This is a genomic window from Propionivibrio pelophilus DSM 12018 (assembly GCF_059569095.1).
The window spans coordinates 1-20,650 of sequence record NZ_JCANUT010000007.1; the positions used below are offsets into that span (position 1 = coordinate 1).

The window sequence follows — 20,650 nt, forward strand, 5'->3', positions numbered from 1 at the left end:
CAAAAGTCCCAGCCCGTACCAAAGCCAAACTCCGCTCCGCCGCGACCCAGCACATGACCGAACTTGAGCGTTCGCCTGAACGCATCAAGGCCTTCTTTCAGGACAAACAGGTTCGCTATGCCGCGTAAAAACTTATTCGGGCCTGATCAATAGTCACTGTCTCCAGCGGAGCCAAACCGAGTATGCGCCGACAGCGATTGGCTGCAACCCGTACCCGATCCGGCAAACGGGAGGCTTCTTGATGTCCGCAAGAAAGTCTCCGCTGCGCGAGACGAAACGCGTCCCCCAACGAACCGCATTGAACGACCGTCACGCCACGTTCGGGACACCAGGATTGGACGTAACACCCGACCTTCGATGTTGATGGATCGCCTCGCACAAGACTCACCGCCATTTTTCCGAAAGCCTCCGTAACGATACGTCCGTGCAGACTCGAACCGATGAAACCGCTGGATCGGGCCAGCAAGGCACAAAGATCGAATACGTGCAGCGTGTAGAAGATCGTCGCGTCAAGAGCCGTCACTCTCGAGATCAGTCGCGAATACACCGCCTGCGAATCGTGCCAAGGTGCGGCGCCGGCGCGGAAGAACACGATGCCGAGATCTTTCTCGCGCTGGAGTTGGCAAAGGTGCTCACCGATCGCGTCCAGAGTCGCATCATCGCCATAATCCGCGCTGAACTGCACGGCCAGATAGCCTCGTGGATATCGGGCGCATATGGATGCTGTCTCCCCGCTCTCTGCCCTCTCCCGGATCACATCGCTGAAAAGCGCTGCGACAAGTTCGCAGGGATCTGGCGCCAGTAGCGATGGCACCCCCAGGGATTCCAGGGTTCGATGCGTCATCGTGTCGCGGACCCAGACAAAATCTGCAGCGGAGAGCCTCCCGGCGACCGCGTCACGTACCTTCGTCGGCAACGCGGAGAGTCCGACACCGCCCGCGCCGAGATAACCGACGAAACGGCAATTGCGGAACAAGACAGACGGCAACTGATAAGCGACAGCCTGATCCAGCCCCAATGCCCCAACGGCCCATGCATGTCTTGCAAGGGGATCGGCGTCGAGACGCGAAGTGATGAGTCGCGCGTTTTCATCGGATTGCAGCATCACAGCCGCCTCATACAACGAGCACGTCAAGATCTCGCCGCCTACATGCACGATGTCGGCCGCCCTCTCGCCCCAATCCCGAGCCAGTTCGCCTATCGATCGAACGCACATCCCCCCGGCCGGTGTGAGATCACGCGCCGCCAGTCCCACAAAAACCACAGCGCGCGGAAACATCAGCGCCTGCGCAACCTTGCCGAGGAGCAGATCGCCCAGATTGTGACGATCGAATGCTCCGAAGAGGATCAACGGAGTTTCCGCAGGATGCGCGTCCGAAGTGCTCATGGAACGGAAACACCGAAATCCGGCTGGAGCAGCTGGTGTGCAACGGTGACAATGGCTTGGTGCATCCTTTGCCAATGCGAGCCGCGCCAGTACCCCCGTTCACACCCGTCGCAACGCCAGAAGGTGTCAAAAACGGCGCCCGTCCTTGGCGGCACTCGGTCGATCACCACATCCTTCGCCGTCGGCTGAAGCGGCAGATTGCATTCGAGACAACGCCCCGAAGAGGGATGTAGAAGATCGAGCGAATGACGATGCGCAACATCCGCCAACTGCGCCAGGGTGTCCTTGCCGCGGACATAGCATCCGGAAGACACTGCCTTGTGCATCAGCAGATCGCGATCCCGCGTGAGGATGACCCGTCCCTGGTCAGCTGCAACGGCAACCAGTTCGGTATCTTCCCAGGCGTTATCCCAGAGAGTATCGAAGCCGGCAAAGCGCAGATAGCGCGCCAGCCGTCCGAGATGGGCATCTGCCGCAAACCGCCGGCACCCGATTTGTTCCGGCGGCATCAGATGACTCAACGCAGGGAAAACGGCAATCCGGTCCTGCTCCATCAACAGCCGGCTCAACTCGACCACGTCGCCGTTGACCAGCACCAACCCGACTTCTGTATGGGGCACCCCGAGCGCCTCAATGACGTGCTTGACGCTCTGATTTGGTCGAACGAGGCGGCGAAAAGTACAACCACGCTTATGCATTGGCAGGAAATCCGCCAACTCGGCATAGAACCGGAACTCGGCCAATGCGCAACTCCCTTCTTCGAGGCTCGGTCAGAGCCCCTTCTGGTAGGTTCCGATCAAATGCGCTTCAGCGATGACGTGGCCGTGCATCGCCTGTTCCAGTTGCGCTTTGTTCGGCTTGCCAAGATCCGACAAAACGACGTCCAGAGCGTACAGCTTGTGAAAATAGCGATGCCGCCCGATCGGGGGACACGGACCGCCGTAGCCCGTTCGCTGCCAGTCGTTAATACCTTCGAGACATCCCAGCGGCAGTGAAGACACCGCTTCCGACAGGCCGGGACAATCCGTCGGAATGTTGTAGAGAACCCAATGCACCCAGATCGTACGCGGGGCCGCCGGATCCGGCGCATCGGGATCATCGACGATCAGAACCAGACTTTTGGCTACGGCCGGGACGTTGTCCCAGGCCAGTTCCGGCGACACGTTGCGCCCTTCGCAGGTATGCAGTTTCGGGATATTGCCGCCGGGAGGAAATGCGGTTGACGAAATGATCATGCGAACTCCTTTCATGAAGAGAGGGAAATTCAAGCCTGTGTCAGATCATCATAGATCACGCAGCCCGCCGCTATCGGTGGTTTCAGAGCGGTACCCATTCATTTCTCCGGCTTCAATAGTTCGGACATGAACCGTGTTTTTTACCCCCGGGATGGCTGCTGGTAATATCCCCTCCCCACGGTCGCAAGATATCCCCCGAAACCGCCCCTTTCCCCGAGAAGAAATGCAAAAAGCGCCCACAGACAGCAACGCCATCGAAAAGCACACCCCGATGATGCAGCAATACCTTCGCTTGAAGGCACAGTATCCGGGGCTGTTGCTCTTTTACCGGATGGGCGATTTCTACGAACTGTTCTATGAAGATGCCGAAAAGGCGGCCCGCCTGCTCGACATCACCTTGACCACCCGCGGCCAGAGCGCCGGCGTACCGATCAAGATGGCGGGCGTCCCTTACCACGCTGTCGAGCAGTACCTCGCCCGTCTCGTCAAGCTAGGAGAATCGGTGGTGATCTGCGAACAGGTCGGCGACCCCGCGACGAGCAAGGGGCCGGTCGAACGTGCCGTTTCTCGCGTCGTCACCCCGGGCACGCTGACCGATGCGGCACTGCTCGACGACAAGCGCGACGCCCTGCTCCTGGCGCTGACGGCTTCGCGCAACGGTGCCGGACTTGCCTGGCTGAACCTGGCGAGCGGCGAATTCCGCGTGTGCGAGGTTGCCCCGGAGAAGCTTGCGGCGACGATCGAACGCATCCGCCCGGCCGAAATCGTCGTGCCGGAGGGACTCGAATTGTCGTTCGCCCCCGAAGCCACGCTGACGCGCCAGCCCGACTGGCATTTCGACACCGAAGCGGCGACACGCGAACTCTGCACCCATTTCAAGACGGCATCGCTCTCGGGATTCGGGGCAGACGGACTGCGCCCGGCAATCGCCGCCGCCGGCGCGCTGTTACGGTATGCGCAGGCAACACAAACACGCGCGTTGCCGCACGTGCAGGCACTGACCGTCGAGCGCGACGGAACCTTCCTCGGGCTCGATACGGCCACGCGGCGCAATCTGGAACTCACCGAGACGCTGCGCGGCCAACCGGCGCCGACGCTCTTCAGCCTGCTCGACACCTGCGTCACCTCGATGGGCTCGCGCGCGCTGCGCCACGCGCTGCATCATCCGCTGCGTGACCCGGCTATTCCCGAAGCGCGCCACGCCGCGATTGAGTCCCTGCTTGAAGACAACGGACTGCGTCTGCGCGAAGTACGCCAGGCCCTGCGCGGCTTTGCCGACATCGAACGTATCGCCGGGCGCGTCGCACTGTTCAGCGCCAGACCCCGCGACCTCTCCAGCCTTCGCGATAGCCTGCACCGGCTCGCCGAACTGCGCGCGCCGCTGACCGATGCGCCCGCGCCACTGCTGCTCGAACTGCTGGCCGAACTGGCCACTCCGGAGAGCGCCCTCGACCTGCTGAGCCGGGCCATCCAGCCGGAACCTTCCACGTTGTTGCGCGAGGGCGGCGTCATCGCCAACGGCTACGATGCGGACCTCGACGAATTGCGCGGCATCAACGACAACTGCGGCGCCTACCTTGTCGAACTCGAAGCCCGCGAACGCGAACGTACCGGCATCGCCAACCTCAAGGTCGAATACAACCGGGTGCACGGCTTCTATATCGAGATCACCCACGCCAACACCGACAAGGTACCGGACGATTACCGCCGGCGGCAGACGCTGAAAAATGCCGAACGCTATATCACGCCGGAGCTGAAAGCCTTCGAGGACAAGGCGCTCTCGGCGCAGGACCGCGCACTGGCGCGCGAAAAACTGCTCTACGAGGCTGTCTTGACGGGGTTGCAGGCCGATCTGACGCAACTGCAGGCCGTCGCCCGCGCCGTCGCGCACGTCGATCTCCTCGCCGCCCTGGCCGAAGTCACCCTGGCGCGCAACTATTGCCGGCCACAGTTCTCACCCATACCCGGACTGCTGATCGAAGGCGGCCGTCACCCGGTTGTCGAAAACGAACTTGCCGGCGGCGAATCGTTCATCGCCAACGACACGAAACTTGGCGACGGTCGCCGCCTGCTCCTGATCACCGGTCCGAACATGGGCGGCAAATCGACCTACATGCGGCAAACGGCGCTGATCGCGCTGATGGCGCACATCGGCAGCTTCGTGCCGGCAACTCGCACGGTGCTCGGCCCGCTCGACCAGATCTTCACGCGCATCGGCGCCGCCGATGACCTGGCCTCCGGTCGTTCGACCTTCATGGTCGAAATGACCGAATCGGCAGCGATCCTGCACCACGCCACGGCCAACAGCCTGGTGCTGATGGACGAAGTCGGGCGCGGCACATCGACTTTCGACGGCATGGCGCTGGCCTTCGCCATCTGCCGCCATCTCGTCGAAAAGAACCGCGCCTTGACGCTGTTCGCCACGCACTACTTCGAACTCACACTGCTGGCCAATGAATACGCGGATCTCGCCAACGTGCATCTCGACGCGATCGAGCATGGCGAGAAGATCGTTTTTCTGCACGCCGTCGAGGACGGCCCGGCGAACCAGAGCTACGGGATCCAGGTCGCCGCGCTGGCCGGTATTCCCAACTCGGTGGTCAAGGCCGCAAAACGCCAGTTGCGCGAGTTCGAACAGCGTGCGTCCATCAATCCGCTGCAACCCGATCTGTTCGCTGCCGTTCCCGAGCCATCTGAACCTGAACCGCATCCCGTCCTGGAGCGCCTGAGCATGATCGACCCTGACGCACTGACGCCCAAACAGGCCCTCGACGCCTTGTACGAGTTGAAATTCCTCAAATAGAAAGCGCTACCGTCACCGTTTCAGCAGGCCCTTGCGATATGCGCCGATCAAATAAGGGTTATTTCCCCCATCGGATTTACAGGATATTGCCCCCATCCGTATAGTTGCTTCCAACGGGTGCTCCCGGTGGTCACTAGAAACGATTCGCCACCACCGCAGTTCGTACCTGAACGCTCCTCTTGAAGCAGCACGTAGCACGAGCATCGGTGCCCCCTCGGGGGCACCCGCTCATTTCAGTCGAATCAGTCGAAAAAAATGCAGCCGCCCGGCTGCATTTTCGTTGATCAGGAGAGCAATCGCTGCCTTACTCGTGCTCGCATTCCCCATCGTGGATATGCCCATGGGCGATTTCTTCTGCACTCGCCGGACGCACGGCCGTCACCGTACAGGTAAAAACGAGTGCCATCCCGGCCAACGGATGGTTTCCGTCAAGGACGACGCGATCGTCGGCAATTTCGGTAACGCGATAAATGGTCACCTCGTCTTCGTCGCCCCCTTCGGGCAGCCCCTCGAACTGCATCCCGATCTGCAATTCCTTGGGAAACGCGCTGCGCGGTTCGATCTGGATGAGTTCCGCGTCATACTCGCCGAAGGCATCGTCAGGTTGCATCTTGACGACGACGGACTCGCCGACTTTCTTCTCCTGAAGCGCCTCCTCGATCATCGGGAAGATGTCGTCGTACCCTCCATGCAGATAAACCAGCGGCTCCTTTCCGGCGTCAACAAGTTCTCCCTCGGGATCCGTGACGCTGTAGTCGAGAGTAACAACGGTATTCTTTACAACTTGCATAGTCATGAATTGATTTCCTTCACCGCGCGCAGGACTTCAAGCGCATGGCCTTTGGCATTGACTCCATACAGCACGAAACGGAGCACACCCTGTTTGTCGATAATGAACGTCGAACGGACAATACCGTGCTTTTTTATGCCGTCGACTTCCTTCAATTGCCACACGCCGTACCGCTTGCATGCAACGGCGTCCGGGTCAGAGAGCAGCGAAACCGAGATCCCGTGCTTGTCACGAAACTCGGCGTGCTTGATGCAATCATCCCGGCTGATCCCGAAAACGACACAGCCCTGGCGCGAAAACTCATCCTCGTGATCGGAAAAATCCGTCGCTTCAAGGGTGCATGTCGGCGTGTCATCTCTCGGGTAGAAGAACAGGACAACATGATTCTTGCCGCGATAGCCGGCAAGATCGACGGTATCCATGTCTTCATTGGGGAGCGCGAACATCGGTGCCGTTTGTCCAACTTTCAGCATGTTGCCTCCTCTCCTTTAAAACCTGCTTGTCGCCCTGGGAACGATCAAGTGGGCCGGATTGTACCAAGCTTCCTGACGCGCCCGACAATTAAACACTAGATCAAGCACGGTAGAATGAAAACGTCTTTTCCGACGATCCGTTTCTGCTCTTCGAAGACCAGACAACGGTCGAGAGGAATAATTCGATTTAATCAGGAGGCGCCATGACACGAATGTCGATCTTCACACCGGTCGTTGCTGCAGCATTCCTCGCCGTATCCAGCCCCGTCTCTGCCGCAGATCCCCTCGTCGTCGAACTGTCGTCCGAAGCCTCTCGCCCCGCAAGCAATGACCTGATGCAGGCGACTGTCTCGGCCGAAGCAAGTGGCACTTCTCCCGGTGATCTTTCCGCACACATCAATCAGGCCGTGGCCGACGCGTTGAAAACAGCAAAGGCGTTTCCGAACGTCAAGGTCAAAACCGGCAACACGACGACGTATCCCGGCTATTCCAAACAGGGGAAGATCGACTCTTGGCGCATGCGTTCGAATATCGTTCTGGAATCGTCCGACACAACCGAGTTTTCCCTGTTGCTTGGCAAACTTCAGACATCACTCGCCGTCACAAGCCTGGTTGCCTCACCATCGCCAGAGACCCGACGGAAAGCAGAGAATGAAGCCATGCTCGACGCCATCGCCTTGTTCCGGGAGCGGGCCAGAATCCTCGCCGAGCAACTCGGAAAAGGCTATAGCATTAAACAGTTAGCGATCAGCACCACGGGCCACATGCCACAACCGATCATGCGTGCTGCTCGATCAATGTCACTGGAAGCCGCTCCCATGCCAATGGAAGCCGGCGAGTCACAGGTTGTCGTCTCGGCATCCGGGAAGATCGCGATAGAGTAACAACCGCCCATTTGCGAGACGTTCTGCTCAGCGACCACCAGCCTGGCCAGCCTCGCTCTCCCGCCGTGGAGCAAGTGGTCTGTCGGGAACCTGGACGAAGATCTCATCCTGGCGAATCATCCCCAGTTCGAAACGCGCACGCTCCTCGATCGCGTCATACCCCTGTTTGAGATCCCGCACCTCCGCGTCAAGGCCGGCATTGCGGATTTCAAGCTTGCGATTCGACTCTTTCTGTTCCTGGAGTTGCCGGTCCACGTCCCAAACCTTCAGCCACCCTCCCTTGCCGAGCCATAGGGGATACTGCAAGAGCACGAGCAAAGCGAGCAGGGCAAGGGATAACCAGCGCATAGATTATGCCGGGAGAGAATGATGACGAACCGGAGCGGAAAAGCCTCCCCCGCTCCAGTTCATCAGCTGCCCTTCTATCTGAGGTTATAAAAGGCGTCAACGCCGGGATAACCGGCAGTATCGCCCAGATCTTCCTCGATCCTCAGCAGCTGGTTGTATTTCGCGATGCGATCAGAACGCGAGAGGGAACCCGTCTTGATCTGCAGTGCGTTCATCCCCACGGCGATGTCAGCAATGGTACTGTCTTCGGTTTCCCCGGATCGATGCGAAATAACAGCCGTATACCCCGCACGCTTGGCCATCTCGATTGCAGCGAAGGTTTCCGACAGTGTTCCGATCTGATTGATCTTGATCAGAATCGAATTGGCAATCCCCTGCTTTATGCCTTCCTTGAAGATACGCGTGTTGGTCACGAAAACGTCGTCTCCGACGATCTGAACCTTCTCGCCAAGACGCTCGGTAAGCAACCTCCAGCCATCCCAATCGCCCTCAGCCATACCATCCTCGATCGATACGATCGGGAACTGATCAACCAGATTGGCCAGATAATCGGTGAACTGCTCTGCGGTGAGTTCGATGCCCTCCCCGGAGAGAACGTATTTGCCGTCCTTGAAGAACTCGGAGGCCGCGCAGTCCAGACCGATCAGCACATCCTCGCCCGGGAAATAACCGGCAGCCTCGATAGCCTGCACGATGAGTTGGAGCGCTTCGGAATGGCTTGCCAGATTGGGAGCAAAACCTCCTTCATCCCCCACCGCGGTCGAAAAGCCCTTCTTGTCGAGCAATTTTTTCAGGGCGTGGAATACCTCCGAACCGCAACGCAGGGCTTCTCGGAAAGATCCTTGGCTGACCGGAAGAATCATGAATTCCTGGAAATCCAGACTGTTGTTCGCATGCTCACCACCGTTGATGATATTCATCATCGGCACCGGCATCTGCATCGGCCCTGATCCACCGAAGTAACGGTACAGCGGCAACCCAGATTCCTCGGCAGCGGCCTTGGCCACCGCCATCGACACGGCCAGGATGGCGTTCGCCCCGAGGCGGGACTTGTTTTCAGTCCCATCCAGCTGGATGAGCGTTTGATCAATGAACGCCTGTTCCTGCGCATCAAGCCCGATGATTGCCTCGGCGATTTCCGTATTGACGTTTTCCACAGCCTGGGTCACCCCCTTGCCGTTATACCGGGCCACATCGCCATCACGCAACTCAATCGCCTCTCGCGACCCGGTGGAAGCACCCGAGGGCACGGCTGCGCGGCCCATGACACCGGATTCGAGCAAAACGTCGCACTCGACCGTGGGATTACCGCGTGAATCGAGTATTTCGCGAGCTACGACATCAACGACAGAACTCATGTTAATTCCTTCTCTTCAACTGTTATCACGCAGCCCTGGAAGGCTCTCCAGACAACCTCAACTCTTCGAATCCCGCCTTCTTCACCACCCGGTCAAGCTCTACCAAAGTAGTCAACAGACTCTCCATCCGGGCGAGCGGCCAACTGTTCGGCCCATCCGAAAGCGCCTTTTCGGGACACGGATGGGTCTCCATGAAAAGACCGGAAATACCGGCGGCCACCGCTGCGCGAGAAAGAACGGGGACGAACTCACGCTGCCCTCCAGACACGCTCCCCTGCCCGCCGGGCAATTGAACCGAATGCGTCGCGTCAAAGACAACCGGACAGCCTGTTTCGCGCATGATTGCCAGGCTCCGCATATCCGAAACGAGATTGTTATACCCGAAGGAGGCGCCGCGCTCGCAAACCATCAGGTTGTCAGCACCGCCGTTGGCCTCGCGTGCTTTCGCGACAACGTTCTTCATATCTCCGGGGGCGAGAAACTGCCCTTTCTTGATGTTGACCGGTTTGCCGCTCGCCGCCACCGCGTGAATGAAATCCGTCTGCCGGCAAAGGAAAGCGGGCGTCTGCAAAACATCAACGACAGCAGCAACGTCAGCCACCTCGTCTTCGGTGTGAACATCGGTCAGAACGAAAACACCAGTCTGACGACGAACCTCGTCCAGCAATCTTAACCCTGCGCCCAGTCCAGGGCCACGCGCCGAAATTCCGGAACTGCGGTTTGCCTTGTCGTAAGACGCCTTGAAGACGTACGGGACACCGAGCCTGGAACAGATCGCCTTCATCGTCCCGGCCACCTCGACACACAAATCGACCGATTCTGCCGTGCAAGGCCCTGCGATCAGGAATAACGGCTTATCCAGCCCGATTTCAAAGCCACAGAGCTTCATGCTTTGGCCTGAGCAGCGATTGCGGCTTTGACGAAGGAGGTGAATAGCGGGTGGCCGTGCCGGGGAGAGGAGGTGAATTCCGGATGAAACTGACATCCGACAAACCATGGATGCTCAGTCTTCGGCAGTTCGATCATTTCACAGAGGTCCGTCCCCGGCGCCCGTCCGGAGACCACCAACCCTTTCGCCTCAAGTTCGACAAGCAACTGATTGTTCACTTCGTAACGGTGACGATGACGCTCGACAATTTCAGCCCTGCCGTAAATTTCGCGCGCCAGGGTTCCTTCAGACAACTTGCAAACCTGCCCTCCCAGTCGCATCGTGCCACCCAGATCGGAGTTCTCGTCACGCTTTTCCAGTCTCCCCGAAACATCCTGCCATTCGGTGATCAGACCAATAACCGGATACGGCGAGTTCTTGTCGAATTCCGTACTGTGCGCACCCTCCATACCAGCCACGTCACGGGCATATTCGACAACCGCGAGTTGCATGCCCAGACAAATGCCAAGGTAAGGAATCTTGTTTTCTCGAGCATAACGAACCGCGGCGATCTTGCCTTCCGTTCCGCGCCGGCCGAATCCGCCGGGAACGAGGATGGCATTCATGCCTTTGAGCACGGAGCACCCCTTGGTCTCGATCTCTTCCGAATCGATATAGTGGACCTTGACCTTGCTGTGCGAATAGATCCCGGCGTGAACCAGCGCCTCCGTAAGAGATTTGTACGACTCAGTCAGGTCGACATATTTGCCGACAAAGGCAACATTGACCTTGTGCTCGGGATTCTCCATGGCGTGTACGATACTTTTCCAGACAGACAGGTCCGCCGCGCGCGCCAGGATATTCAGCTTGTGACAAACGATCTCGTCGAGCATCTGGTCATGCAACATCGACGGGATCTTGTATATCGAGTCGGCGTCCAGACACTCGATCACGGCTTCACGCTGCACATTGCAGAAAAGCCCGATCTTCGCTTTTTCGTCCTCTGGAATCGGGCGATCCGCACGGCACAAAAGAACGTCCGGCTGGATGCCTATCTCCCGCAATTCCTTGACAGAATGTTGCGTTGGCTTGGTTTTAAGCTCTCCGGCCGTCGGAATATAGGGCAACAACGTCAGGTGAATATAACAGGCGTTACCCCGGCCTTCCTGGAGGCCCATCTGGCGGATCGCTTCGAGGAAAGGAAGCGACTCAATGTCGCCGACAGTACCACCAACCTCGACGATCGCGACCTCCGCGCCTTCGGCGCCTCGACGAATATGCGCCTTGATCTCGTCAGTGATATGCGGGATCACCTGCACCGTCTTGCCGAGATACTCCCCGCGTCGCTCTTTCTTGATTACGGTTTCGTAAATCTGGCCGGTGGTGAAATTATTGCGCTTTCCCATTTTTGCACTGGTAAAGCGTTCGTAATGTCCAAGATCGAGATCGGTCTCGGCGCCATCTTCGGTAACGAAGACCTCTCCATGCTGGAACGGACTCATCGTTCCAGGATCAACGTTGATATAGGGATCGAGCTTTAAATGGGTGATCTTGATACCGCGGGATTCCAGGATCGCCCCCAGAGAGGCAGCAGCAATGCCCTTGCCCAACGAGGACACCACACCGCCTGTGACAAAAACGTATTTGGTCATGAGAAAGATATGCAGCGGGAAATTAGAATTGTAGCCGAAAACGCTCGACGACGATAAGCTTGGACAATTCAGCACTTAATCGCAAAATGAGCGATCGGCTAACCATGACCAGACAATCACTGGCGCTATTTTCGATGAACACGAGCCGCCCCCAAGATAGAATCATTCCTTTTCTCCGGCAGCTGTAGCCAACAAGTCATGAGCCGTATCACTCATTCCATGACCCACACCCGCATCAAACCCGCCTTTTCGCCCCTGTCCTGCTGGACGATTGGGGTTGCCGCCACGTTCATTCTGCTTGCCGCAGGATGTGACAAGAAAGTCACGCCCTCCCCGACAACAGAACCGCTGGTAATGAATGAGAATTTTCCGATTGCCGAACCCGCCTTGTCTAACGCGGTCATTCGCGGCGATTTCAAGGAAATACAGCGAATTGTTGCTGCCGGTGTAAACATCAACAGCAAAGACGCGCTCGATCGAACCCCTCTTCATCTCGCCGCGTTTTACGGACGCACAAAAACCATCGAATTTCTTATTTCAAACGGTGCAGAAATCGATGCAAGAGACCACATCGGGATGACCCCGCTACATGCCTCAGTCATTTCCGGGGGGCGGCAGAGCGTGCAATTGCTTCTGGGAAAAAAAGCGGATATCCATGCCCAAACAGAAACCGGCCAGACTGCACTCCACCTTTCAGCCGCAACCGGACAACCCCGACTGACAAGATTCCTGATCGAGCAAGGGTCCAACCCTAGTCAAAAAGATGTCGACGGAAAAACCCCTCTGCATTACGCTAAGAAAAACTACCACCCCCAGACGACTTCGGTACTAGAGCAGATGACGCCCAGAAAAGTCTCTCCGCCTTAAGACTTCTGGACTCGACGGCCCGTTAGTTATATTCCTTCGCTGCAGCGGATCAGCCCTACGACCACGCCCTCGATTTCGAGCGGCTGCTTACTGACATCAATTATGATCGGCGGAAAATCCGGATTTTCAGCGACCAGTTCGACATAACTCCCATGGCTCCGAAAACGTTTGACCGTAACTTCGTCATCCATCCGGGCGACGACCACCTGCCCGTTTCGCGCCTCACAGCAACGATGTACGGCTACCAGGTCACCGTCGAAAATACCCGCGTTCATCATTGACAGTCCCCGCACTCGAAGCAGGAAATCTGCTTTAGGACTGAACAAGGTGGAATCGAGCGCATAACGCGCCTGAACATTTTCCAGAGCAAAAATCGGACTACCTGCTGCAACGTTGCCGATCAACGGAAGTCCGAGTTGCTCGACCAATCGAATACCACGGGCGGCCCCTGGCTCAAGTATGATCACGCCTTTTTTTGCCAAAGCTTTGAGATGCTCCTCTGCAGCGTTATTGGATGAAAATCCAAACGCATTTGCAATTTCTGCCCTGGTCGGGGGCGCACCCAGTACTTCTATTGAATTCTGTATGAACTCGAGAATTTCCTGTTGCCGCGATGTAATCTTTGCCATCTGTGTCTCCGGGAACCTATCGCTTTATTAGCGCGGGCGCACTACCACTGTATATAAATACAGTAAAAAAATAATACCAGATCGCCCAGCGAATACGCCCGGAGATTTCCACCGAGGCCTTTTCTATTCACCAATCGTGAAGGAGCACCTTTTCCGCCCAGAAAATCGCTGAAATAGTCTTCGCGTCAGTAATCGCCCCAGAACGAACTGCCTCGATAGCATCATTCAAACGCATGCTGAATACGTCGAGATGCTCGCCATGATCGAGTTGCTGCCCCCCCTGAAGAATCAAATCACGCGCCAGGAATACCTCGATTCGTTCATTTGAATAGCCGACACAGGGATGCAGAACCCCCAAATACCGCCAACTGCGTGCGACAAAACCAGTCTCTTCTAGGAGTTCTCGCCGTCCAGTCTCTTCGATGGACTCGCCAGGATCAATCTTCCCGGCAGGAAATTCGATGAATACCTCCCCAACCGGATAACGGAACTGGCGTTCGAAAATCAATTCTCCGTTGTCGAGTACAGGGATCACCACGACGGCACCTTGATGTCGAATATATTCGCGTGTTGAAACACCACCACTCGGCAAGCGCACCTGATCGAGTCTTACATCAAGAAGCTTCCCGCGGAACACCTCGGCGCTTTCCATTGCTGTCTCACGTAGATGCAAATCGGATTCCTGATCGAATTTCATCTGGCTGCCCCAAAATAAAAAGCGCCCCGATCTAGCGGGGCGCTGGTAGAAAACAAGTGGCAAAGATTATCTGAAGAACGAAATAGAGTTGTTCAGACTCGTCGCACAGAGCATCATCAACGCGTTCGGCGCGATTCCAATCAGAGCAACCGCAAGACCGTTAGCCGACATTAACAGCTTTACCTCGGCCGGTGCCCTGATCGGCGTGTTATCTGCGGGCGGATCGAAATACATGACCTTTACGATACGAAGATAGTAATACGCTCCGACAAGCGAGAAAAATACCGCAGCTAGCGCCAGCCACAGGTGGCCAGCAGCCACGACGGCCTGCAACACCGAGAATTTTGCGAAAAAACCGACAAAGAACGGGATCCCGGCCATAGAAAACATCATCATCATCATGATGGCCGCATACCACGAATTGCGCTTGTTCAGCCCGGCAAAATCGCTGATTTCCTGAGCTTCGAACCCTGCACGTGAGAGAAGGAGAATAGTCCCGAATGCCCCAAGGCTGGAAAGCACATAGGTCACAACATAAAACATCGACGAACTGTATGCATTGACGATATACCGAACATCCCCTCCGATGACCCCTGTAGCCATTCCGAGCAACATGAAGCCCATGTGAGAGATAGCGGAATAAGCCAGCATACGCTTGATGTTCGTTTGTGCAACAGCGGCAAAGTTTCCGACTGCCATCGACAGTACGGAAAGAACAAGCAGCATCAACTGCCAATCATGCGATGCAACAATAAGCCCATTTACCAGCGTGCGAATCACAACAGCAAAAGCAGCCAATTTAGGCGCGGTGGCTATGAACAGAGTGACTGCCGTAGGGGCTCCGTGATAAACGTCAGGAATCCACATGTGGAATGGCACGACCCCTAGTTTGAAAGCAATACCTGAAACAAGGAATACAAGCCCAAACGCGAGAATGATCCCGTTCCCCTGCCCCGCGAGCAAACCGGCCGAAAGCGCAGAAATTTCGAGCGTCCCCGTTGCGCCGTAAACCATCGACATGCCATAAAGCAGGAGACCGGACGCCAAAGCACCCAGAACGAAATACTTCATCGAGGCTTCAGTTGCCTGAATCGAATCTCGATTCATCGCAACCATCGCGTACAGGGACAATGACAACAGTTCGATACCGATATAAATAGCAAGGAAATGGTTAGCAGACACCATAACCATCATCCCTACGGTAGCAAACAGGCTCAACACGTAGAATTCACCCTTGGACATATGCGGGCGATCCAGAACGTATGTCCGCGAATAGAAATGACCGGCCAACACGCTCAGATAAATCATGAGTTTCAGCGTTCCGCTCATTGCATCGCTGACAAACATGTTGCTGAAGGTGTATGAAATCTGCCCTGTATTCACAGCCACGGTGACAGCAGCGGCGCCCACAAGCGACAACTGGGTCAGGGCGTATACGATCGTTCTCTTCTTATCCTTCACGAAGAGGTCGACAATCAAAATCAGACAGGCCATAGCCAGCATGAAAATTTCAGCGCTGGCAATGCGCAGGTCGGGCAACACAAATTGCATTTCGGCAAGCGTCATAGCGAATACCAATTATTGGATCTTGCTTACGGAGACATGATGCAACAATTCATTTACCGAACTGTGCATAACATCCGTGAATGGTTTTGGATAAAGGCCCATACCAAGCGCCCCGAGGGCTAGCAAGGAAAGAACCAAAAACTCGCGCAAAGTAATATCGGTCAATTCAGCAACATGGTGGTTGCCAACTACCCCAAAAACCACGCGCTTGTACATCCAAAGCGTATAAGCCGCCCCGAGGATCATCGTAGAGGCTGCAGCGAACGCAATCCAGAAATTGAACTTGACCGCTGCCAAGATAACCATGAATTCGCCGACGAAGCCGGAGGTCGCGGGCAGACCTGCATTGGCCATGGCAAAAAGCAGGAAGAAGGCAGCAAACTTCGGCATCGTATTTACCACACCACCGTAGTCGGCAATCATTCGAGAATGTACCCGATCGTACATAACGCCGATACAGTAAAACATCGCTCCGGCAACAAAGCCATGTGACACCATCTGTACAAGCGCACCTTCCACACCCAATGGACTGAAAATAAAGAAGCCGAGTGTGACAAAGCCCATGTGCGCGATCGACGAATAGGCTACGAGCTTTTTCATGTCGACCTGAACCAGCGCAACAAAGCCAATATAAACCACAGCAATCAAGGACAACGCGACAATCAACCCCGAGAACTCATGCGACGCATCGGGCGCGATGGGTAACGAGAAGCGGAGGAATCCATACGCCCCCAGTTTCAACGCGATAGCCGCCAAGACGATGGAACCTCCCGTCGGCGCCTCAACGTGAGCGTCGGGCAACCACGTATGAACCGGCCACATCGGGACTTTGACCGCAAACGCCGCCAGGAACGCGAGGAAAATCCACTTTTGCTCGCCCAAAGACAAAGGCAGTTGGTGCCAATCCTGAATCGCGAAGCTTCCTGAATTGAGGAAAAGATAAATCAGTGCGACAAGAAACAGCAGCGACCCCATCAGGGTGAAAAGGAAAAACTTGAACGCAGCGTAGACCCTGCGGGGCCCACCCCAAACTCCGATAATGATGTAGAGCGGAATCAACGATGCTTCAAAAAAGACATAGAACAACATCGCATCAAGCGATGAGAAGATCCCATTGAGCAGGCCGGACATGATCAGAAAACCCGCATTGTATTGAGAGACCTTGCTCTCAATGACTTTCCAACCAGCCAGGATGACAATAATTGTGATGAAACTGTTCAAAATCACGAAAAGCATCGATATGCCATCAACGCCCAAGTGATAGTTGATATTGAAACGACTTATCCAAGGAGACAATTCGACGAACTGCATCGCCGGTGTCGCTATATCGAATCCGGAATACAGAGGCAAGGTGACGATAAAACCGGCGGCGGCTCCAAGTAAGGCGAGCATGCGCGCAAACGGCGCATTCCTGTCCGACCCTGTCAATAAGATGACAAGCCCAGAGCAAATCGGCACCCAGATGGCTAACGAAAGAAGCGGAAATCCTGACATATTGTTCCCAGTCGTTATTCAGTTCAGGCGCGCAACAGCCAGAAAGAAAGGAGCGCGCAAACCCCAAAAATCATCGTGAAGGCATAGTGGTAAATGTGGCCGGTCTGGAACAAGCGCAGAAGCGTCGAAATCAAACCGACAACGCGTACCGCCCCGCCGACGACAAGGCCGTCGATGAAACCAGCGTCGCCCCCCTTCCACAACCCCTGACCGAGGAGACGAGCGCCGCGGGCAAGAACCACCTCGTTGAACTTATCAAAGTAGTACTTGTTCTCCAGCACGGTATAAAGCGGGCCACTCGCCGACTTGATGGCCGCAGGAATTTCAGGCTTCTTGAGGTAGAAATACCAGGCCGAAACGACCCCAGCGACTGCCAACCAGAATACTGGAGTACTAACAGCATGTGTAGCCATGGCGAATGCGCCATGAAAATGGTGCTCCAATTCCATCATCCCCGGGTGTGCTTGCTGGTTGATGAAAATCACCCCTTTAAAGAAGTCACCAAACAGCATGGAGTCGATGGCAACGTAACCAATAAAGACGGAAGGAATCGCCAACAGTACCAACGGCAACGTCACTACCCATGGAGTTTCGTGCGGCTTCTGCCCTGGTGCGAGTCCGTGGTGATGATCAGGCGCAACCTCCTCGTCGTCGTGGTCGCCATCGTGTGCGTCATTACCGTGATCCGCGTGAGCTACGTGCGCCACTCCGAACCGCTCTTCACCGTGGAATACGAGAAAATACATGCGGAAAGAATAGAAAGCGGTAATGAAGACACCCGCCATAACGGAAAAATAGGCAAATCCAGCACCGGGAATATGTGAGAGTTTCACCGCTTCAATAATGGAATCCTTCGAGTAAAAACCAGCGAAGAAAGGCGTACCAATAAGCGCCAGGGATCCAATTAACGAAGTCAGCCAAGTAACGGGCATGTACTTGCGCAAACCACCCATGTTGCGGATATCTTGATCATGGTGCATACCAATGATCACGGACCCCGCAGCTAGGAAGAGCAGCGCTTTGAAGAAGGCGTGGGTCATCAGGTGGAAAATCGCTGCAGGGTAAGCAGAAGCACCGAGCGCAACAGTCATATAACCAAGCTGGGACAGCGTCGAATACGCCACGACCCGTTTGATGTCGTTCTGGATAATACCGAGAAAACCCATAAACAGAGCCGTTATCGACCCAATCACGATGACAAACGACAGTGCGGCATCAGAAAGTTCGAAGAGCGGGGACATCCTGGAAACCATGAATATCCCGGCAGTAACCATCGTCGCAGCGTGGATGAGCGCCGAAATTGGAGTCGGGCCTTCCATGGAGTCGGGCAGCCAGACATGAAGCGGAACCTGAGCCGATTTTCCCATAGCGCCAATGAACAACAGGATGCAGGCGGCGCTAAGCAATGACACAGTACCCCACTCCACGCCAGGTACCAGCGTAATGGTCGCATCCGACACCGCCTTCGCCCCGGAGAAAACTTCCTGGTAATCCAGCGTTCCGAAATGGGACAAGATCAATCCGATGCCGAGGATAAAGCCGAAGTCACCGACCCGGTTGACCAGGAACGCCTTCATGTTTGCATAAATTGCCGTCGGGCGCGTGTACCAAAAGCCGATAAGCAAATATGAAACAAGTCCGACAGCCTCCCAGCCGAAGAACAACTGCATGAAGTTGTTGCTCATGACAAGCATCAACATAGAGAAAGTGAACAACGAGATATAGCTGAAAAAGCGGCTATATCCAGGGTCGTCATGCATATACCCGATGGTGTAAATATGAACCATCAACGACACAAACGTCACCACCAACATCATCGTGACAGTCAATGAATCTATCAGGAATCCGACCTGAAACTTGTAATCTCCAGCTGCAAGCCACTGATAAACCGGACCATTGAATGTATTGCCCGCGGACACATCCTTGAAAATATAGACCGACGCTAGAAACGCGACTGCCACGCCGACAATCGTGACCGTATGAGCCATCCAACGGGGAATCAAGCGACAGAAGAGGCCGGCGACGATCGCGCCAAAAAGTGGGGCCAGCGGGACGAGAAGATAGATTTTTTGCATATCCATTTTCAGCCCTTCAGGCTGTCCAGATCATCCACATGGATGGTCTTGAGGTTGCGGAACAGCACGACAAGAATCGCCAAGCCAATTGCCGATTCAGCCGCAGCCACTGTCAATATGAAAAAGACGAATACCTGCCCGGCAAGATCCTGCAAGTAATGTGAGAAAGCAATGAAGTTGATGTTGACCGAAAGCAGCATCAATTCAATGGACATCAGGATAATGATCAGATTTTTCCGGTTGAGAAAAATACCGATGATGCTGATCGCGAAAAGAACAGCACCTAATATCAAAAAATGGGACAGTGTTAACAAGTTGCCTCCCTAATCGATCTCTGTACGCAGCAGCCGCACTGCGAACACAAAATTCTCGTCATTTCGGAAAAACACGGAAGATCGCCTCTGCTTGATAGCTCAATCATTCTTTTCTGCCGGCATCTTCAATACGCGAACCCTGTCCTTCGCCTTGACGAACACCTGCTGCGACGGACTGACCGATTTACTCTTGCGTTTTCCTCGCAGCGTGAGTGCCGTGGCCGCGACAATACCCACCAGCAAGACGACCGAGGCCAACTCAAACGGATAGACATACTCCGTAAAGAGAAGCCGACCAATTGCCTGAACGTTACTGAATCCTGCCTCAACCTGGGGAACATCACTCTCAAGGACTCCCGAGTACATCCCACCCAAAACCAGGCCCATCTCCGCCACAATCAATAGGGCAACAATCGCACCGAGCGGCAGATAGCTCCAGAAGCCTTCGCGCAGCCGGTCAAGGTTGATATCAAGCAACATTACAACAAACAAGAACAACACCATGACGGCGCCGACGTAAACCAGGATCAGCGAGATCGCCAGGAATTCCGCCTGAAGAAGAATCCAGATTCCGCTGGCGCTGAAAAACGCCAAAACGAGGTGAAGCGCTGCGTGCACCGGATTACGGAGCGTAACAACACGCAAGGCTGCAAACACCAAAATGGTGGAAAGAAAATAGAAGACGAACGTTCTGAATTCCATCGTGTCAGCGCCTATGTGTTAACGGTATTTCGAGTCAAGTTCGCGATCAGCGGCAATCTGTGCCTCATAGCGATCGCCGTTGGCCAACAACATGGGCTTGGTGTAATACAGGTCGCTCTGTTTTTCCCCGTGGTACTCGAAGACGCGAGTCTCGACGATAGCGTCAACCGGACAGGCTTCCTCACAGAACCCACAGAATATGCATTTATTCAGATCGATGTCGTAGCGTGTCGTGCGCCGGGAGCCATCTTCCCGCTGCGCGGACTCGATCGTGATTGCCATTGCTGGGCAAACTGCCTCACAAAGCTTGCAAGCGATGCAACGCTCCTCGCCATTCGGATAACGCCGCAAGGCATGCAACCCCCGGAACCGGAAGCTCTGCGGTGTTTTTTCCTCTGGATATTGCACGGTAATTGTTCGGGCAAACACATGACGCCCAGTCACCGCCAAGCCTTTCAGCAACTCCTTGAGCAAAAGGCTGTTAAGAATTTCTTTCATTGATCCCATG

20 protein-coding genes and 1 pseudogene are annotated in these 20,650 nt (G+C 55.5%); 4 read left to right on the forward strand and 17 right to left on the reverse strand.

Going from position 1 to position 20,650, the window contains the following annotated elements:
• A pseudogene (locus BO74_RS05280) lies at positions 1-128 on the forward strand (IS630 family transposase); the annotation flags it as partial.
• Here BO74_RS05280 and BO74_RS05285 read toward each other — a convergent pair.
• The 3 genes from BO74_RS05285 to BO74_RS05295 are packed head-to-tail and all read right to left on the reverse strand — an operon-like array spanning position 116 to position 2,622.
• Positions 116-1,387: a polysaccharide pyruvyl transferase family protein gene (locus BO74_RS05285; protein WP_496440594.1), complete on the reverse strand. Its 1,272-nt coding sequence runs from the start codon at positions 1,385-1,387 to the stop codon at positions 116-118. The pseudogene BO74_RS05280 and the gene BO74_RS05285 overlap by 13 nt on opposite strands.
• Positions 1,384-2,130 (reverse strand): Mut7-C RNAse domain-containing protein, encoded by a 747-nt coding sequence (locus tag BO74_RS05290; protein WP_496440595.1) that lies wholly within the window; start codon positions 2,128-2,130, stop codon positions 1,384-1,386. The genes BO74_RS05285 and BO74_RS05290 overlap by 4 nt, the downstream gene beginning before the upstream one ends.
• Positions 2,131-2,157: 27 nt before the next feature.
• Complete coding sequence (locus BO74_RS05295) at positions 2,158-2,622, reverse strand: YbhB/YbcL family Raf kinase inhibitor-like protein (RefSeq protein WP_496440597.1); 465 nt, start codon at positions 2,620-2,622, stop codon at positions 2,158-2,160.
• A gap of 223 nt (positions 2,623-2,845) precedes the next feature.
• On the opposite strand from BO74_RS05295, the gene mutS reads away from it, so the two are divergent.
• The gene (gene mutS, locus BO74_RS05300; RefSeq protein ID WP_496440599.1) at positions 2,846-5,425 is read left to right on the forward strand and encodes a DNA mismatch repair protein MutS; all 2,580 of its coding nucleotides are present in this window, start codon (positions 2,846-2,848) and stop codon (positions 5,423-5,425) included.
• Positions 5,426-5,729: 304 nt separating this feature from the next.
• Here mutS and BO74_RS05305 read toward each other — a convergent pair whose 3' ends face one another.
• Positions 5,730-6,221 (reverse strand): FKBP-type peptidyl-prolyl cis-trans isomerase, encoded by a 492-nt coding sequence (locus BO74_RS05305; RefSeq protein WP_496440601.1) that lies wholly within the window; start codon positions 6,219-6,221, stop codon positions 5,730-5,732.
• On the reverse strand, positions 6,218-6,688 hold the full coding sequence (locus BO74_RS05310) for a peroxiredoxin (protein ID WP_496440602.1): 471 nt from the start codon (positions 6,686-6,688) through the stop codon (positions 6,218-6,220). Before BO74_RS05310 ends, BO74_RS05305 begins: the two co-directional genes overlap by 4 nt.
• A gap of 203 nt (positions 6,689-6,891) precedes the next feature.
• Here BO74_RS05310 and BO74_RS05315 point away from each other — a divergent pair, with 203 nt between their 5' ends.
• A complete protein-coding gene (locus BO74_RS05315; protein ID WP_496440604.1) occupies positions 6,892-7,572 on the forward strand; it encodes an SIMPL domain-containing protein in 681 nt (226 codons plus the stop codon).
• Positions 7,573-7,599: 27 nt separating this feature from the next.
• Here BO74_RS05315 and ftsB read toward each other — a convergent pair whose 3' ends face one another.
• From ftsB to pyrG, 4 genes are all read right to left on the reverse strand, one after another.
• Positions 7,600-7,920 carry a cell division protein FtsB gene (gene ftsB, locus BO74_RS05320; RefSeq protein ID WP_496440606.1) on the reverse strand — a complete coding sequence of 107 codons (321 nt, stop codon included), beginning with the start codon at positions 7,918-7,920 and terminating at the stop codon, positions 7,600-7,602.
• A gap of 74 nt (positions 7,921-7,994) precedes the next feature.
• Positions 7,995-9,278, reverse strand: coding sequence for a phosphopyruvate hydratase (gene eno, locus BO74_RS05325; RefSeq protein WP_496440608.1), 1,284 nt, complete (start codon positions 9,276-9,278; stop codon positions 7,995-7,997).
• Positions 9,279-9,303: 25 nt separating this feature from the next.
• Positions 9,304-10,167, reverse strand: a complete 864-nt coding sequence (gene kdsA / locus BO74_RS05330) for a 3-deoxy-8-phosphooctulonate synthase (protein WP_496440610.1) — start codon at positions 10,165-10,167, stop codon at positions 9,304-9,306.
• Entirely contained in the window at positions 10,164-11,798 is a 1,635-nt protein-coding gene (gene pyrG, locus BO74_RS05335; protein WP_496440612.1) for a CTP synthase, read from the reverse strand. Before pyrG ends, kdsA begins: the two co-directional genes overlap by 4 nt.
• A gap of 198 nt (positions 11,799-11,996) precedes the next feature.
• Here pyrG and BO74_RS05340 point away from each other — a divergent pair, with 198 nt between their 5' ends.
• Complete coding sequence (locus tag BO74_RS05340; RefSeq protein WP_496440615.1) at positions 11,997-12,665, forward strand: ankyrin repeat domain-containing protein; 669 nt, start codon at positions 11,997-11,999, stop codon at positions 12,663-12,665.
• 26 nt (positions 12,666-12,691) lie between these two features.
• Here BO74_RS05340 and lexA read toward each other — a convergent pair whose 3' ends face one another.
• The 8 genes from lexA to nuoI all read right to left on the reverse strand — a co-directional run bounded on the left by lexA (position 12,692) and on the right by nuoI (position 20,649).
• Positions 12,692-13,294 carry a transcriptional repressor LexA gene (gene lexA / locus BO74_RS05345; RefSeq protein ID WP_496440616.1) on the reverse strand — a complete coding sequence of 201 codons (603 nt, stop codon included), beginning with the start codon at positions 13,292-13,294 and terminating at the stop codon, positions 12,692-12,694.
• Positions 13,295-13,421: 127 nt separating this feature from the next.
• Positions 13,422-13,991 (reverse strand): NUDIX domain-containing protein, encoded by a 570-nt coding sequence (locus BO74_RS05350; protein WP_496440617.1) that lies wholly within the window; start codon positions 13,989-13,991, stop codon positions 13,422-13,424.
• Between the two features lie 66 nt (positions 13,992-14,057).
• Positions 14,058-15,542 carry an NADH-quinone oxidoreductase subunit NuoN gene (gene nuoN / locus BO74_RS05355; protein ID WP_496440722.1) on the reverse strand — a complete coding sequence of 495 codons (1,485 nt, stop codon included), beginning with the start codon at positions 15,540-15,542 and terminating at the stop codon, positions 14,058-14,060.
• A gap of 27 nt (positions 15,543-15,569) precedes the next feature.
• On the reverse strand, positions 15,570-17,051 hold the full coding sequence (locus tag BO74_RS05360; protein ID WP_496440619.1) for an NADH-quinone oxidoreductase subunit M: 1,482 nt from the start codon (positions 17,049-17,051) through the stop codon (positions 15,570-15,572).
• 23 nt (positions 17,052-17,074) lie between these two features.
• Complete coding sequence (gene nuoL, locus BO74_RS05365; protein ID WP_496440620.1) at positions 17,075-19,132, reverse strand: NADH-quinone oxidoreductase subunit L; 2,058 nt, start codon at positions 19,130-19,132, stop codon at positions 17,075-17,077.
• 2 nt (positions 19,133-19,134) lie between these two features.
• Positions 19,135-19,440: an NADH-quinone oxidoreductase subunit NuoK gene (gene nuoK, locus BO74_RS05370; protein ID WP_496440621.1), complete on the reverse strand. Its 306-nt coding sequence runs from the start codon at positions 19,438-19,440 to the stop codon at positions 19,135-19,137.
• A 99-nt stretch (positions 19,441-19,539) separates the two neighbouring features.
• Positions 19,540-20,142, reverse strand: a complete 603-nt coding sequence (locus BO74_RS05375) for an NADH-quinone oxidoreductase subunit J (protein WP_496440622.1) — start codon at positions 20,140-20,142, stop codon at positions 19,540-19,542.
• Between the two features lie 18 nt (positions 20,143-20,160).
• Positions 20,161-20,649 (reverse strand): NADH-quinone oxidoreductase subunit NuoI, encoded by a 489-nt coding sequence (gene nuoI / locus BO74_RS05380; protein ID WP_496440623.1) that lies wholly within the window; start codon positions 20,647-20,649, stop codon positions 20,161-20,163.
• Position 20,650: the final 1 nt, after the last annotated feature.

Coding starts and splice junctions, on each gene's coding strand:
- nuoL (WP_496440620.1), bottom strand. CDS start 19,132: ATGGATATGCAAAAAATCTATCTTCTCGTCCCGCTGGCCCCACTTTTT.
- eno (WP_496440608.1), bottom strand. CDS start 9,278: ATGAGTTCTGTCGTTGATGTCGTAGCTCGCGAAATACTCGATTCACGC.
- nuoN (WP_496440722.1), bottom strand. CDS start 15,542: ATGCAATTTGTGTTGCCCGACCTGCGCATTGCCAGCGCTGAAATTTTC.
- BO74_RS05295 (WP_496440597.1), bottom strand. CDS start 2,622: ATGATCATTTCGTCAACCGCATTTCCTCCCGGCGGCAATATCCCGAAA.
- ftsB (WP_496440606.1), bottom strand. CDS start 7,920: ATGCGCTGGTTATCCCTTGCCCTGCTCGCTTTGCTCGTGCTCTTGCAG.
- kdsA (WP_496440610.1), bottom strand. CDS start 10,167: ATGAAGCTCTGTGGCTTTGAAATCGGGCTGGATAAGCCGTTATTCCTG.
- BO74_RS05375 (WP_496440622.1), bottom strand. CDS start 20,142: ATGGAATTCAGAACGTTCGTCTTCTATTTTCTTTCCACCATTTTGGTG.
- BO74_RS05360 (WP_496440619.1), bottom strand. CDS start 17,051: ATGTCAGGATTTCCGCTTCTTTCGTTAGCCATCTGGGTGCCGATTTGC.
- BO74_RS05315 (WP_496440604.1), top strand. CDS start 6,892: ATGACACGAATGTCGATCTTCACACCGGTCGTTGCTGCAGCATTCCTC.
- pyrG (WP_496440612.1), bottom strand. CDS start 11,798: ATGACCAAATACGTTTTTGTCACAGGCGGTGTGGTGTCCTCGTTGGGC.
- lexA (WP_496440616.1), bottom strand. CDS start 13,294: ATGGCAAAGATTACATCGCGGCAACAGGAAATTCTCGAGTTCATACAG.
- nuoI (WP_496440623.1), bottom strand. CDS start 20,649: ATGGGATCAATGAAAGAAATTCTTAACAGCCTTTTGCTCAAGGAGTTG.
- BO74_RS05350 (WP_496440617.1), bottom strand. CDS start 13,991: ATGAAATTCGATCAGGAATCCGATTTGCATCTACGTGAGACAGCAATG.
- BO74_RS05305 (WP_496440601.1), bottom strand. CDS start 6,221: ATGACTATGCAAGTTGTAAAGAATACCGTTGTTACTCTCGACTACAGC.
- BO74_RS05285 (WP_496440594.1), bottom strand. CDS start 1,387: ATGAGCACTTCGGACGCGCATCCTGCGGAAACTCCGTTGATCCTCTTC.
- BO74_RS05340 (WP_496440615.1), top strand. CDS start 11,997: ATGAGCCGTATCACTCATTCCATGACCCACACCCGCATCAAACCCGCC.
- BO74_RS05310 (WP_496440602.1), bottom strand. CDS start 6,688: ATGCTGAAAGTTGGACAAACGGCACCGATGTTCGCGCTCCCCAATGAA.
- mutS (WP_496440599.1), top strand. CDS start 2,846: ATGCAAAAAGCGCCCACAGACAGCAACGCCATCGAAAAGCACACCCCG.